This window comes from Fervidobacterium changbaicum (assembly GCF_004117075.1).
Classification (GTDB): Bacteria; Thermotogota; Thermotogae; order Thermotogales; family Fervidobacteriaceae; genus Fervidobacterium; species Fervidobacterium islandicum.
In genome coordinates this window covers 1668709-1682662 of sequence record NZ_CP026721.1, presented here as the reverse complement: position 1 = coordinate 1682662, position 13954 = coordinate 1668709, and the positions used below count along the sequence as shown (strand labels likewise).

The window sequence follows — 13954 nt, the reverse complement described above, 5'->3', positions numbered from 1 at the left end:
ACTTCTCACCTCTGCGATAGATTCTTAAATTTGCAAGTCGCTTTTTAGCACTATTATGAAGTCTATGGGGAAGACAACTTTCTTACCACTCTTGGTTAACTCACCTATGATAGAAAGGTACTTAGATACGTAATCAATTCTATCTTCGACGTAAACAACTTCGAACTTGGTTTGTGGAAAGACATCCTCGATTAGTTTGTCGATGTACTTTTTAAGTCCTTCGTTTTTTCGAAGTATCAACACCGTATTTTTCTCGATGTTTACATCTACACCTTCGTAAAATATATTGTTGGGTTTGTACCCTTTTGAAGAAAAAAGATTCTCAATTTTGCCTCCGAATTTTATCGTTCTGTCTTTTGTATTGTTTATAACGTAGAACCTGTACTTTTCTTCTAATTTTTTCTCACCTGTTGTGAAGCTTGCACGATACTGTTCTATCTTAGATTCGTCGATGTACAAGTTACCATCTTCACCTATGTAAAACGGAAATGGAACACTTTCAATTTGGAAGCCATTCTTTACTTTCGAAAGGATGTAAACAACCTCACCTATTTCTATGTTGAACTCCGTCCGCTTTTTTACCTCTTTATACAATTCAGTTAGCGCGAAGACGTTTTTTTGCAGAGCTTTTTGGGCTAACTTTTCTATTATGACCCTCTGTTTGTCCAACCTTCCTATGTCACCTTCTGCAGTTTTTCGAAAACGTAAGTACGCAAGCAGTTCTTTTCCTTTCATTTTGTAATAACCAGGTGAGAAGTCGATTTCCAAATTCTGAGCAACATCTTTGTAATGCATTGGTCTGTCGACAAAAATCTCGATTGGTCCGAGTTCGTCACCAAGGAATTTGAAGATATCATAATCTACTATGAAGTACCTATTTATACTCATACCTGTAAGCTGTTCGATCCTTTTCTTAAATTTCTCAAGCCCTTCTGACTGGTAATAGGCATTGATTTTTTTACCATCTATCATCAAATCCCTCGGGATACTGGAGAGCAGCATTTTCTTTTTTTCAAGATCTATGCTTGCGACAAGTATAACATCGGTACGCCTTGTCCCACCAATGTCTTTATCTAATCCCAAAACGAGAATATTGACGGGGTCCTCCGTCGGTATGAAAAATATCCTCAGGAACATCTCTATCCAGATCGTTGATACGAAAAGTGCAGCAGCTATTCCTATGAATATTACGAACACGTAGAGTACATTTTTCATGTCACTTAATATCTCCCTTTACCCATCCTATGTACGGTAGATTCCTGTATTTTTCGTTGTAATCAAGCCCGTAACCTATTACGAATTTATCTTCTATCTCAAAACCCATGAAGTCGGGATTAACTTGAGGAGTTCTGCCAAGCTTTTTCAGCAACGTTACAACTTTTAGGTCCGCTGGTCGATACCTCTTCAGGTATTCAAGTATATACGAAAGTGTCAGTCCTGTGTCGAGAATATCCTCAACTACAATAACGTACCTTCCTTCTATTGGCTCATCTATCCAGCTTTTCACCCTAATACGTCCCGTTGAGGAAACACCAGAGTAGCTGGAGACCTGAATAAACGAGTATTCTACGTTCATCTCTATATTCTGCACAAGCTCGCTAAAAAAATGGATTGAACCTTTCAAAACACACACAGCATGGAGTGTGTCGGTTTTGTCTTTGTAATATTCTGTAATTTCCTTTCCGAGTTCTTTTACGCGTTGCCTGATTTGTTCGTTGGATATCATAACTTCTATCAAGGAAATCCCCTCCCACATTAGCTTGATTATTTGTTATTTCAGCCATGTTTTCATGCTGGCAGAGTGTGTTCATCTCCGTTACTGAATTACTCCCGAGCAAACCACCTTTGGACCATCGTAGAAGACTGCGATCTGGCCAGGTGTTACTGCGAAAGTTGGTTCATCGAACGTTACAAAGAGCCTTCCACCTTTTTCCTTTTCGTACCTGACTGTGCAACCCACCTCTTTAAACTTTTTTCGTATCTTCACAGTAGCTCGGAACTCATTTGGCAATTCGTCGTATAGGTTTAAATCAGAAACGACCATGTGCTTGTCGTAAAGCTCGTCAACTGGAGCAACTAAAATAAAATTGCCTTCAACGTTTTTGGCCCTCACGTAAAATTTACTTCCAGCGGCTATACCGAGTTTCCTTTGACCTATCGTGTAAAATGGTAATCCTTCATGCTTTCCGATAATTCTCCCGTCGGTTGTAATGATATTTCCCTGTTTGACTTCAATTCCGGCATCTTTGAAAAACGCCTTCAAGTCGTTGTCAGGTAAGAAGCATAAATCTTGGGAGTCTACCTTTTGAGCAACATGTATGCCCTGCTGTTGAGCGATTTTCCTTATCTCATCTTTCGTGTAATTCCCGTTTGGTAGAATTATTCTTTCTAATTTCTCCTTCCTGATTGAAGCTAAAAAATACGACTGATCCTTACTTTCGTCAACTGCTTTGTACAAATGACCATCTATTATCCTTGCATAGTGTCCGGATGCCACATACTCCATTCCATCTCTTAATGCAATATCCATGACAACACCGAACTTTATGTATTCATTACAGAAAAAGCAGGGATTCGGGGTCCGTCCAAGAAGGTTCTCGTTTATGAAGTAATCTACTATCTTTTCTTTGAACACATCTTCGACATGAACTATCTTAAACGGAACACCGAATTTTTTCGCAATCATCTGGGCATCGAATGTATCAGATGGACTACAGCAGACTTTGTGTTTTATTTCTTTGGTTATATAAAGTTCATCCTTCACAGTCTTCATGTGATAAGCGGTTACGTCGTACCCTTCTTTCAAAAGCAAATACAGCGCAACCGCGCTATCAACACCACCGCTAAGTAAAACACCTACTTTGACTCCTTTTTTATTGAACCCAGTACTCAAATATTGCACCTCGCTTTGTAATCTTCAATCAAATTTTTGAGCTTAATGCTCTTAAGCGTGTCTTCCATTTTTTCCAAAACGACTTCCCAGATTTTGTTAACCGTGCAAGTCTCAGGACTCTCTTGAGTTGGGTCCACATCGACAAAGCATTTAATGGCATCAGTTGGGTTATCCACAGCAGTAACGATATCGTAGACCGTTATCTCTTCGGTGCCTTTTGCGAGTTCATAACCACCGCCTCTTCCTCTGTAAGCTTTCAGTATGCCGTTTCTTGCAAGGTCTGCCAGAATTTTTTCCGCAAACTCAAGCGGCAACTTCGCTCGGCATCTCTTAACTATTTCACGTGCGTTTACACGCCTATTCTCTAAGCCTATTAATATCATTATCTTTATCGCGTACTCACTCTTCATTGTGATAGCCAATATATCACCCTTCCTTTTCACCGGTTCAGTTATTTATTTCTGGTCTGATTATATAAACAGGATGTGGTGTAATTCCGTTATTCAACGCGAGTCGTACATCGCTTACGTAGACGTCAATCCTGTTGCCCTTTATCGCACTACCAGTGTCCTCGGCGATAAAGACCACATTAGCTAATGTCGGTATATAAACAAGTGAACCAAGAGGGATAACCGTTGGATCAACGGCTATAGTCAGAAATTGTTGGGGAACCCTACCATTTCGTGCTATCCTAAACGTAGGGTGAATTGGAACTTTACCATCGTCCCATTCGGAGTAGAATGTTACAGTGAATATGCCTTTGTATTCTGTGAACAACCTAAGAGGGTCTCTTGGTTCACCATCTATGTAGAGCTCAAAGTGGAATACGTCGATGCACTGACCTATTGGTTTATCAACACTGACAAAATTGCCCGGTTTGAGCGAAGTGTTTATCCCACCGTATATCGCCATTATCATATTACCATGATCGATAGTCACTGTAGTATTATCAACGTTTAGCACCTTACCCGGTAGAATGGGATATATATCCTTTCCTTTTGCGTAGATGTCCATACCGATGGTTTTTACACCATTTCTTTCCTGACCGTGGTAAGAAAGTATATCTGTGGGCTGTATCTTCACAGGAACGCGCACGTAATTTTTTGGGTCATCAACTGGGATTTTGATCAGTTGACCAACACTTATTTTCGACGCATCCTTTATATCGTTAATACTAATCAACGAGTTTAAACTAACCTTATAAGCCGATGCTATCGATGAGAGATTATCACCCGACTTCACTATATAGTAGATATAACCTGTGTTTAGTTTTAGTAAAGTTGATGGATCCGTACTTTGAAGTGCGCTTTTTAACTCAATTATCTGTTGCTGCAACTGTTTGAGAAATTCAATATCGCTTTGGCTTATTTTTTGAGGCATGTTCTGTTGGATATTTCTAACTTGTGCGCTGAGGGAATCTATACCTTTTTGAAGATTATCAATCTGCTTAATTTGGTTTTCCAAAGAAGCCACTCTACTTTGTACCGTAGTCACATTTTTCTCAACAGTAGCAAGTTTCTTCGTTAAGTCGCTTATCGCATTGTTATTACTGCCATTAACACTTTCGACCTTTTCGACTCTTTTTGATAGCTGTTCCAAAGACGCCTGAACTTTATCAATAGACGCAACTTTCTGTTGTAACTGACCGACAGAGTTTTCGAGTTTGGAAACGGAATCTGTAATCTGTACAAGTTGGTTCTGCATTTTTTGAATCTGCTGTGATTGAACAGTATTGACGTTCTGAGAAGTACTCAGTTTCTCAATTTTTTCGACACGCTCTTCAATATTTTGCAATTGCATGGAAAGCTCCAGGTAATTTCCTATCGGCATGCAGGAGTAAATCAATAGCAAAAGGGATAAAAATAGCAACACAGAAGATAGCTTTAAGATGCTTATTTTAGTTCTTCCTTTATACTTTGCCATCTGTCTCTCCCTGCCTTAACATAAAAGGAATTTATATTCTTATATCTGGTTACGAGCTCGGAAAACCATTTTTTCGCTTCACTGACTTTTCCAAGCTTGTAAGATATCTCCCCAAGGTAGAATAACACCATCGGCTCTTTTTCAGTGTCTAAGTTTGTTTTCGTATAGCACTCTTCAAAATACACCAAAGCTCTCGCAAGTGCTTTAAGTTCGTTTTCTTCGTCTGATAATTCTCTGTAAAGCCATGCCATCCTCAGATACATCTCAGCAACTTTGCATGGTTGTCTCTTTGCGTTGTAGAATAGCGTTGCAAGTGCATAAGTAATTATGGCTGTCCTATGGTCTCGTTCCTGTGAAAATGAAACATTTTCAGGTATTCTTATTTCGTTTTGAACTTTCCTTAGTTCTTCCATGTAAATTGGAGACACCGGCTGTTCAAAATCTTGCTCCAAGGCGGCATAATGGCAGTGTGGGCATACAATGACAGAGTACAACAGTGGATTGACTCCTTCGTAATTTGGTTTCATGTCTTCGTCGTATCTTTTAATTCTAATTTTGTCTGTGAAAACTTTCTTCGAAACAGCCACGTTTGAACATATTGGGCATCTATATCTCTTATCATACAGCGGTGGCGGTTGATTCATTACTCTCATCTCCTGTCAGTAAAGCATCCACGAAGTCTTTGGCATCGAACGGTTTCAAGTCTTCTATTCCTTCTCCCACGCCTATGAATTTAATTGGTATGCCAAGCTCTTTTGCAATGGCAATTGCAATTCCACCTTTCGCAGTTCCATCAAGTTTTGTAAGCACTATGCCTGTTACATTAACAACTTCCTTGAAAATTTTCGCTTGCTGCAAACCATTCTGACCTGTCACAGCGTCCATGACCAAAAGCACTTCGTGAGGTGCAGATGGTATGAGTTTTTGGACGACCCTGTGCACTTTCTGGAGTTCGTCCATAAGGTGTTTTTTGTTGTGTAGTCTGCCAGCTGTATCCAGAATAACAACGTCTTTCCCCTTGGAAATGGCATGGTTCACAGCATCAAAGGCTACAGCTCCAGCATCCGCTCCCTCCATATGTGCGATAAACGTAGCCCCACTTCTCTCTGACCAAATTCTCAGTTGGTCTATTGCGGCCGCTCTGAATGTATCGCATGCGCCAAGAACTACTTGTTTTCCCTCGCTCTTAAACATGTACGCCAGCTTCCCGCACGTTGTTGTCTTTCCAGAACCGTTCACCCCAACCATGCTGATTACAAAAGGCTTCTCATTCGGAATGTTCAGTCTATTATCCCTCGAAAGAATCTCAATTAAAATCTCTTTCAAGGCTCCAAACGCATCTTCTGGTTTCATCTCCTCGAGTCTGTCAAGGATATATTCTGTAGCTTCAACTCCAACATCGGCAGAAATTAGTAGCTCTTCGATCTCGTCCCGAGTCTCTTTGTCAAATTTCTTAGTTTTTAGTATCTGACCGATTTTGTTAAAAAATGCGTCTCTACTTTTTTTGAGTCCTTCCTTTAGTTTATCAAAGAATCCCATACTCGCTTGCAACCTCCCTTGTATGTCTCAAACATTAACCGACTACCTATCTAAATCCACACATGCGTAGATAAGCCCGCTTTTTTTACTGGTAATTACTCTATCAAACTTTACAGAAAGCCTTTCCAAAAGGCTATCTTTTACGAGCGTCTTGATGACTACTCTTTTTCTTGCAATTCTTATCATCTCTTCAACAATTTCTGTATCTATCGTATCATAACTTGCAAGAGGTCTTAGGGGATTAAGGGCCGAACTTTCATAAACTGGGTTTTCAAACATCGGGTCGCAGTAAACTATATCAAAAGATTTGTCAGGCTGCCTTTTTATAAAATCTTTCATATCATCGTTGAACAGAACTATCTTCTTTACAGCTTCGTTTATCCATTCCTCCTTTGATTTATAGTTACTCAACCCATAGGAGACAACGCGGTATATGTGAACCGATACTTCCGTTCCAATAACTTGCTTGACAAAATGTGCCATAAACACCGCATCCATACCTAAACCAAAGGTTGCATCGTAGATGATATCTTCATAAGAAGGCCTCAACGCTTCTAAAAGTAAGTCCCTGCCATCTCTCTTATAGTTTTCCATCCGTATCTTGGCCATTCCAGGATGGAAGAACAATCTTCCAGCTGGAGCAATTACGGAAAGCTGTAGGTTGTTGTCAACAACGTAGTAAATCTTTATCTCTCCGGTTTTCACCCTTTCAGATAGGTGGCGGCGATTGTAATAAGGAACTTTGAAATTTTGAGAGAGCTTCTTCGCCAGCTCAACAGCTTCTTTGGACGGATTGTGGGAAGTGGTGACGACAACACCTATCTCTTTTTGGCTCGTACTTCTGATTTCATTGACCATTTGTTATTCCACTTGCCTCCTTAGTGTTCGCGGTATCATTTTCTTCCGCCAAACGTTTCAATTTCTGAAGTGTTGATTCTTTATCCAAAATCTGTTGCTTCTCCGTTTCATAAGCCTGTTTTAATTCTTTGAGCTCTTTGGAGAGCATGATGTACCGCAGAAAACTAGTTAGGAAATACGCTAAGAAGACGATGAAGATTACAATAAGAAGTACAAGAAGAATATTATCTTCCTTCCGCTTTTTTCTTTCTACCTTCAAACGCAGACACCTCTTAAGTAGACGGATGAAAAACTTGAGAAACTAAGTTCAGCCTGTGAAATCAACAATCTCTCCATCTTTCTCTGGAAAACTATAAACATCTTTTTGCTGTACAGATTCGACAGCTTTGATAGTGTAGTACTTATTTTTCTCAGCAATAAAAAATGCCTTGTACACTCCTGAGACACTTTCGGTGAACAGTCTGTAAGTCTTTCTTGCATATACATCGTACACTTCCACAAACTCACGGGATTTAGTACGGATCTCAAATATATATCCCTCTGACTTTTTGATGAATTTAACATCCGAACCGTCCGAAGTGAAATCATAAACAACGTAGAATTCATCAGCACCTTGTACGTTGTAGGTTTTGCTTGGAAAGACTATCGCAACGGTAGTGGCAGGCAACGTTGTATCGGTTGAGTAACTTAGCACTAGGTTTGATGAGAAAGTTAAGCTATCTTTGCGTGTTGACGCTATTTCATATTTGTCAATCATAACACCAAAGATGTTTGTAGACGTCCTCAACATTCCAAAAGGGCTATCGATTGTTACAGTTGCTTCATGAGTAAACGAGACAATACCAATACTGGCAGCCCTATTCACATCTTCAAGGACTCGCATGACTTCATCTGGGAGCCCATTCATGTAGAAATAAAAAGTATAGATTGTTTTACCTGTTCCTGAGAGAACATTACTAAGCAAGAATGCACAGCTGGATAAAAGCAAAGTCAGTGCTACCATAACCAAGGTGATTACAACCTTTTTCAAATGCCTTCGCCTCTCTTACAGCGGATTTCTATTTTACTTGAAATTGACGTTCGTCACAATTACGATATAACCATTCTGCTCATGATAGTCCACCTTCACCTTTTCCGGTGGTATGTTGAACTTTCTTGAAATGGTCTCAATAACAGCATACTTAATCTCTTCTGAATTTGCCTCGAACTCTTCCACGGGTATCATTTTGACTATTTCTCGTCTTCTGGTAAGCATTGTTTCCAGCCTCTCAGCAGCTTCCTCTTTCGGTGATTTTGTATTCTTGTGTTTTTTCTTTCTGAATATGTCGATAATCCACATCACAATCACCTCTTCTTAAACACGGAGAGTAAAGAAGATAATAACCCTTTGGAGGTACCCTTGAGGTCTTCTTCTATAGGTACCTCTTCCCCCTTGATTCTTTTTACAATATTTTCAAAACTTTTCCCGATAACGACACCATCTTCAAGCACAGCTGGAATACCTTTGTTTGTGGCTATTATAACCTCTTCCGAATCGGGGATAACTCCTATTATTCTCATCGCCAACGCCTTTTCAACATCTGTCTTATCAAGCATATCGCCACGTTTCGCCATGTGGGGCTTGAATTTGTTCAACACAATGTACATCTTGTCTTCGCTAAAACCGTAGTTTTCGAGTAAACCGATAACTCTGTCCGCATCGGAAATCGCCGGTAGTTCCGGTGTCGTGACAATAAACGCAGCTTCTGCTGGTGCAACGGAATTCCTGAAACCACGTTCGATGCCTGCAGGAGAGTCGATTAGTATGAAATCAAAATCATCGTATAGTTCTTGAACTATTCGTTTCATATCTTCCGGTGACATCATCTCTTTTGTAGCAACCTGCGAGGCGGCCAGCAAGTAAAGATTTTTCAGCTGTTTGTGTTTAACAAGAGCCTCTTTTGCTGAAACTGTACCATTTACAACGTCGAAAGACGTGTAAATGATTCTGTTCTCCAACCCCAGGACCACGTCCAAATTTTTCAAGCCTATGTCAGCATCGATCAAGCACACGCGTTCCCCCATCTTGGCCAAAGTGCAGCCAAGATTAGCGGTGAAGGTTGTCTTACCCACACCACCCTTTCCAGACGTCACGACAAACACCTTTGGTCTGTTCACATACCCCACCCCTTTAGTCTTGTTAAAAGCAAAAACACCGCACTACTCGTTCAAACCTAATTTTGCGTAGTAAACAAGCTCAGCTTCTATGAACATATCTATGTCCCCATCCATCACCGCTTCTATGTTTCCCGTTTCAACTTCTGTTCTGTGGTCTTTCACCATCGTGTAAGGCTGGAAGACATAGGACCTAATCTGGTTGCCCCAGCTGATGTCTTTCAACTCGCCTTGGATCTGTTCTATCTGCTTTCTTCTCTTTTCCAACTCAAGCTGGTATAATCTTGCCTTCAACATTTTCATAGCCGTTTCCCTGTTTTGAAGCTGTGACCTTTCCGTCTGACACGTTACAACGATACCTGTTGGCAAGTGGGTAATTCTTATAGCAGACTCCGTTTTATTAACGTACTGACCACCAGCACCACTAGCTCTGTAGGTGTCTATCCTCAAATCCTCCGGTCTAATTTCAATATCTATGTCGTCCTCTATTTCCGGGAGCACGTTAACGGAAGCAAAGGATGTGTGCCTTCTTTTATTCGCATCAAACGGAGATATTCTTACAAGTCTGTGCACTCCTCTTTCGTACTTTAAGTATCCATAAGCAAAGTCACCTTTGATGTATAACGTCGCACTTTTTATTCCCGCCTCTTCACCTTCTTGGTAATCAACTATCTCGACATCGAATCCTTTTCTTTCCGCCCAACGCATGTACATACGCAAAAGCATCGAAGCCCAGTCCTGCGATTCCGTTCCACCAGCACCTGGGTGGATAGAAAGGTACGCGTTCGATGAGTCGAACTTACCGTTGAGTATTAGCTCAAGTTCGAATTCCCTAATCTTTTTTGCGACTTCTTCGATGATCTCCTCCAGATGCTCTTGCATCGATGGGTCTTCCTCAGCAAGTTCGATACCAACTTCTATGTCTTCGAACAGTGATCTGATACGCTCCATATCCTCAATGATCTTCCTTGTCCTTTGTATTTCCCTGTTCACTTGCTGAGCCCTTTTCTGATCGCTCCAAAAGTCAGGTTTCAAACTTTCTTCCTCGAGTTCTCTTAGCCTTATCTTCTTGTCCTCGGGATGGAACACTTCGATGATATCATCAAACTTCTTCTTAAGTTCTTCGATTCGTTGTTTCTGTTCGTACGTTATCACTCTTACACACCTCTCTGTCTCTATTTATTCTAATTTAAATTATTTACCAGTCAAAGCCAGATAAGTTATGAGGCCTGTAAAAAGAAGAATAAACGCTATTGTGATTTCTTTTGCGTACGTGTAAACAGAAGTGTCTAAAACCGTCTTCGCTTCTTTTTGAATAGTTGTCAAACCATCCGATAACAAAACTTTGACGGTGTAAACACCGTCCGGATAACCTTTTCCATCCCATTTGAGTTGTGTTGTCCCGGCATCGATTTTCAAAGGCTTTTCATAGACAATTATACCAGAAGAATTGATAATTTGAATACTTCCACTTGCCGGTCTTGATGAGTATATCTTAATAACGCACTCGTCCTCGTTCCAATCACCATTCGGTGAAAACTTCTCGGACACAACAAGTTCTAAGTTGAACGGAAGAGGACTGAACTTCAACCAAACGGGTACTTCTTTACCGTACTGGATATTGAGATTTTGCCTTATGTCCTCAAACCCTGGAGAAGAAAAGACTAACTCTTGAAGACCAACTGGTGCCAAGACCTTTTCACCGTCTTTTTTCACAACACCGTAGAGCACGCCTTTGGAAGAGTAAACATAGACAGGGTAGACGTTGGAGAAAACCGTAACTTCTCCCAAGCGGGTAGATGGGATATAAACTATCTTTGGCTGTTTTTCTACATAGAATACGATTCTGTCATACATTGCGTATTTATTCGATGTGAGTATCCAAACCGAATGGTAACCCTCCGCGTCAAATCTTACCACTATTCTACCGAAACTGTCGGTATTCCCAGCATATTTTCCATCGATGTAGACAGCAGCGAATGGTTCGTCCGTGTAGAGTAATACCGAGTAATCGGGCAAATCATTTATGGAGATATTGGGCACATTACCGATGCCGATGATTATTTGGAATGAGAACTCAGCAAATGCCGAGATTGTCGTCACTGTCGTCAGAATGACAAATAATACCAATCCGAATATCGGTGCACGAGATAGGTACTTAAAAATTTTGCTCATAGAAATCCACCTCCTACATAAAAATATGGTATAAATAATTTAGCTTAAAAAAATTGAGGGCAGGACAACTTATGTCACCTTGGCTTTTAAGCCATTTAAGGAGTCTGTTGCCTGCCTTTAACCATGATTAGTTGGTTGGGCTTTCAGCCCTCGTCAGCATGGAGGATTGGTTCAGCAGGCTCCCTGCCCTCATCATTCGAAAGGAGGATTTTTCATGGATAACTTCCCTGTTTTCGTCGGCATCGATGTTTCCAAGGATAAGTTCAACGTCTGCGCTATCTCTAATCCCAGTTCCATCATCTTCGAATCTTCTTTCGATATGTCCCAGCAAGGCTTTTCCTCCTTCGCAAACAAACTCTCTGCCTTCCCAAAACAATCCATCATCATCGCTATGGAATCTACTGGCTGTTATCATCTCAACCTTCTGGCTTTCCTTTCTTCCAACGACTTTGCTTGCGCTGTTTTTAATCCTCTAACTGTTAAAAACTTTGCTTCTCTTCGAAAGACCAAAACCGACAAAATCGATGCTCGCATTATCGCTACTGCTTTGTTTTACCTACAACATCAAATTCCTTCTTCTGCTTTTGTCAACTCTGAGCTTCGTGATATTGTCAGAGCACGCGAAAACATTATCCACCGCATCGCAAAAGTTAAAGGCAATATCGAAAAACTGCTCAACGTTCTTTTCCCTGAACTCGAAAGAGTTACCAATATCTACAGTGACACTATCCTCAATCTTCTTTCTCATTTCCCTTCTGCCAAGGCTATTCAAAAGGCTCGTAATCTGGATGTGTTCTTTTCCAAAGACCGTGGCAGAAGTACAAAACTTAATGCTCAAAAACTTAAAGAACTCGCTAATAACTCGATTGCTCAATATTGGCCGATGAAAGAAAAGATTCTTGTGCAAAATATCAAAGAACTACAATTTTTACAGCAACAGCTTGAAGAATACGACAAGATGATGAAAGAATATTGCGAATGTAGTGCGATAAACCTTGATATCGAGATACTCACGTCAATACCAGGTATTGGTGAAAACAGCGCGATGCATTTCTTGGCAGAAGTTGGAGATATCTCAAGATTTAGTACATACAAAAAACTCATTGCGTATTGTGGACTCGATCCAAGCATTGCCCAATCAGGCAAAAGCAAAGTAGAAGGACACATATCGAAAAGGGGCAATGCCCACCTAAGACGAATACTATGGCTAATGGCAGTGAGTGTAGTGATTCACAACGAATATTTCCGAACATACTATGAACGAAAAAGGCAGCAAGGTATACCGTACAAAAAAGCGATAATGTCAGTAGTACACAAGTTATTGCGAACGTTGTACGCAATGTTGAGAAAGAAAGAGAAGTTCAATATTGATTATGCTATCTCACACTCAAAACAAAAATTTAATTTTGCATAGTTGACTCCTTAAATTTAATTACTTGTTAAGCCCGAGCTGAATGAACGCAAGTACTTCTGCAACGGCAACGTAGAGTTTTGATGGTATTGGCTCCAGCACATCGAGTTTGAAAAGTTCTCTCACCAGCTCTTCAGACTTCACTATCGGGACATTGCTTTCTTGTGCTCTCTTGACTATCATCTCAGCCAAATGACACTTGCCTTTTGCCACTACAAAAGGTACGTAATCTTCGCCCGGCTTGTATCTCAGAGCTACAGCCAATTTCGTTGTGCAATCTGTATCGTACCTATCACTTTCATACGTACGTTCCATCACGCATCGCCTCGAGCTTTATCGATACAACGTTAAAATTATCCTTCAGACGTTTCTCCAACTCAAGTATGTTCTCTGGAACCTTTTCAAAAAATAACGTTACGCTCGAACTTAAGGTACTTTCCTGAATAATTCCGTAAATACGGTTATTCTTGAGAAAGACCTCGAAAGTTCCACCTTCCCTGTCAAGAAAAACAACTCCTTCATCAACAATTAGACCATACTTCCCGGATAAAACGTTCAAGTAATTTAAAAAGCCTGCCAGGTCTTGCTGTTTCTCATTTTCTTTTGTCTTATCGTCTGATGATTCCACATTCAGAGAGCGTGTTTTTTTCAAAGCCATCTTAAGTTTTTGAAGCATAGACTTGTCCATTTCCATTCGTTTAGAAACCTCCTCTAAGAACAGCGCAATTGCAACAATGAGTCGTTCTTTAGCTGAGAATTCCAAATCGTTGACGAGTTCTTCTGCGAGTTGAACAAACCTAACACTTGGCAAATCTCGAAAGTTGTAAGGCTTTTTCGCCAAGACCTTTGCTAAGTAATCACCCACCCCGAAATCTTTCAGCTCAATCTTAGTACCCTCTTTCGGTGCCTTCTTTTCGCTCTTTATTATATATTCACCGTCCGATGTCTTTACCTTCACGTACTTTCCATACGACTCCACGACAAAACCAAAAATCTTCACG

At 40.5% G+C, this 13954-nt stretch carries 17 protein-coding genes; 1 reads left to right on the top strand and 16 read right to left on the bottom strand.

Annotation, left to right across the window (positions count from 1 at the left end):
• Positions 1 to 24: 24 nt before the first annotated feature.
• From CBS1_RS07760 to CBS1_RS07695, 14 genes are all read right to left on the bottom strand, one after another.
• On the bottom strand, positions 25 to 1215 hold the full coding sequence (locus CBS1_RS07760) for an LCP family protein (protein ID WP_033191586.1): 1191 nt from the start codon (positions 1213 to 1215) through the stop codon (positions 25 to 27).
• 1 nt (position 1216) lies between these two features.
• Positions 1217 to 1738: a hypoxanthine phosphoribosyltransferase gene (hpt, locus tag CBS1_RS07755; protein ID WP_090223207.1), complete on the bottom strand. Its 522-nt coding sequence runs from the start codon at positions 1736 to 1738 to the stop codon at positions 1217 to 1219.
• A 78-nt stretch (positions 1739 to 1816) separates the two neighbouring features.
• Positions 1817 to 2893 (bottom strand): tRNA 2-thiouridine(34) synthase MnmA, encoded by a 1077-nt coding sequence (mnmA, locus tag CBS1_RS07750; protein WP_090223209.1) that lies wholly within the window; start codon positions 2891 to 2893, stop codon positions 1817 to 1819.
• Positions 2890 to 3315, bottom strand: a complete 426-nt coding sequence (locus tag CBS1_RS07745; RefSeq protein WP_033191588.1) for an RrF2 family transcriptional regulator — start codon at positions 3313 to 3315, stop codon at positions 2890 to 2892. Before CBS1_RS07745 ends, mnmA begins: the two co-directional genes overlap by 4 nt.
• Positions 3316 to 3340: 25 nt before the next feature.
• Entirely contained in the window at positions 3341 to 4816 is a 1476-nt protein-coding gene (locus tag CBS1_RS10755) for a 3D domain-containing protein (RefSeq protein ID WP_090223211.1), read from the bottom strand.
• Entirely contained in the window at positions 4786 to 5460 is a 675-nt protein-coding gene (locus CBS1_RS07735) for a DUF2225 domain-containing protein (protein ID WP_090223212.1), read from the bottom strand. The genes CBS1_RS10755 and CBS1_RS07735 overlap by 31 nt, the downstream gene beginning before the upstream one ends.
• A complete protein-coding gene (gene ftsY, locus CBS1_RS07730) occupies positions 5435 to 6355 on the bottom strand; it encodes a signal recognition particle-docking protein FtsY (RefSeq protein WP_090223214.1) in 921 nt (306 codons plus the stop codon). The genes CBS1_RS07735 and ftsY overlap by 26 nt, the downstream gene beginning before the upstream one ends.
• 42 nt (positions 6356 to 6397) lie before the next feature.
• Positions 6398 to 7213, bottom strand: coding sequence for a class I SAM-dependent methyltransferase (locus CBS1_RS07725; protein WP_090223216.1), 816 nt, complete (start codon positions 7211 to 7213; stop codon positions 6398 to 6400).
• A complete protein-coding gene (locus CBS1_RS07720) occupies positions 7203 to 7472 on the bottom strand; it encodes a hypothetical protein (RefSeq protein WP_033191592.1) in 270 nt (89 codons plus the stop codon). Before CBS1_RS07720 ends, CBS1_RS07725 begins: the two co-directional genes overlap by 11 nt.
• Before the next feature lie 48 nt (positions 7473 to 7520).
• Positions 7521 to 8243 (bottom strand): hypothetical protein, encoded by a 723-nt coding sequence (locus CBS1_RS07715; RefSeq protein WP_033191593.1) that lies wholly within the window; start codon positions 8241 to 8243, stop codon positions 7521 to 7523.
• Between the two features lie 33 nt (positions 8244 to 8276).
• Positions 8277 to 8552: a trigger factor gene (locus CBS1_RS07710; RefSeq protein ID WP_014452511.1), complete on the bottom strand. Its 276-nt coding sequence runs from the start codon at positions 8550 to 8552 to the stop codon at positions 8277 to 8279.
• A 5-nt stretch (positions 8553 to 8557) separates the two neighbouring features.
• Positions 8558 to 9370 (bottom strand): septum site-determining protein MinD, encoded by an 813-nt coding sequence (gene minD, locus CBS1_RS07705; RefSeq protein WP_033191594.1) that lies wholly within the window; start codon positions 9368 to 9370, stop codon positions 8558 to 8560.
• Positions 9371 to 9412: 42 nt separating this feature from the next.
• The gene (gene prfB / locus CBS1_RS07700) at positions 9413 to 10522 is read right to left on the bottom strand and encodes a peptide chain release factor 2 (protein WP_090223218.1); all 1110 of its coding nucleotides are present in this window, start codon (positions 10520 to 10522) and stop codon (positions 9413 to 9415) included.
• Positions 10523 to 10561: 39 nt separating this feature from the next.
• Positions 10562 to 11542, bottom strand: coding sequence for a T9SS type B sorting domain-containing protein (locus CBS1_RS07695; RefSeq protein ID WP_090223220.1), 981 nt, complete (start codon positions 11540 to 11542; stop codon positions 10562 to 10564).
• A 214-nt stretch (positions 11543 to 11756) separates the two neighbouring features.
• Between CBS1_RS07695 and CBS1_RS07690 the strand changes: the two genes are divergently transcribed.
• On the top strand, positions 11757 to 12956 hold the full coding sequence (locus CBS1_RS07690; RefSeq protein WP_236938522.1) for an IS110 family RNA-guided transposase: 1200 nt from the start codon (positions 11757 to 11759) through the stop codon (positions 12954 to 12956).
• Between the two features lie 18 nt (positions 12957 to 12974).
• Here the strand turns inward: CBS1_RS07690 and CBS1_RS07685 are convergent, their stop codons facing one another.
• Both CBS1_RS07685 and CBS1_RS07680 read right to left on the bottom strand, forming a co-directional pair.
• Positions 12975 to 13268, bottom strand: coding sequence for an EscU/YscU/HrcU family type III secretion system export apparatus switch protein (locus tag CBS1_RS07685; protein WP_052107129.1), 294 nt, complete (start codon positions 13266 to 13268; stop codon positions 12975 to 12977).
• Positions 13252 to 13953: a hypothetical protein gene (locus CBS1_RS07680; RefSeq protein WP_090223123.1), complete on the bottom strand. Its 702-nt coding sequence runs from the start codon at positions 13951 to 13953 to the stop codon at positions 13252 to 13254. The genes CBS1_RS07685 and CBS1_RS07680 overlap by 17 nt, the downstream gene beginning before the upstream one ends.
• Position 13954 lies beyond the last annotated feature (1 nt).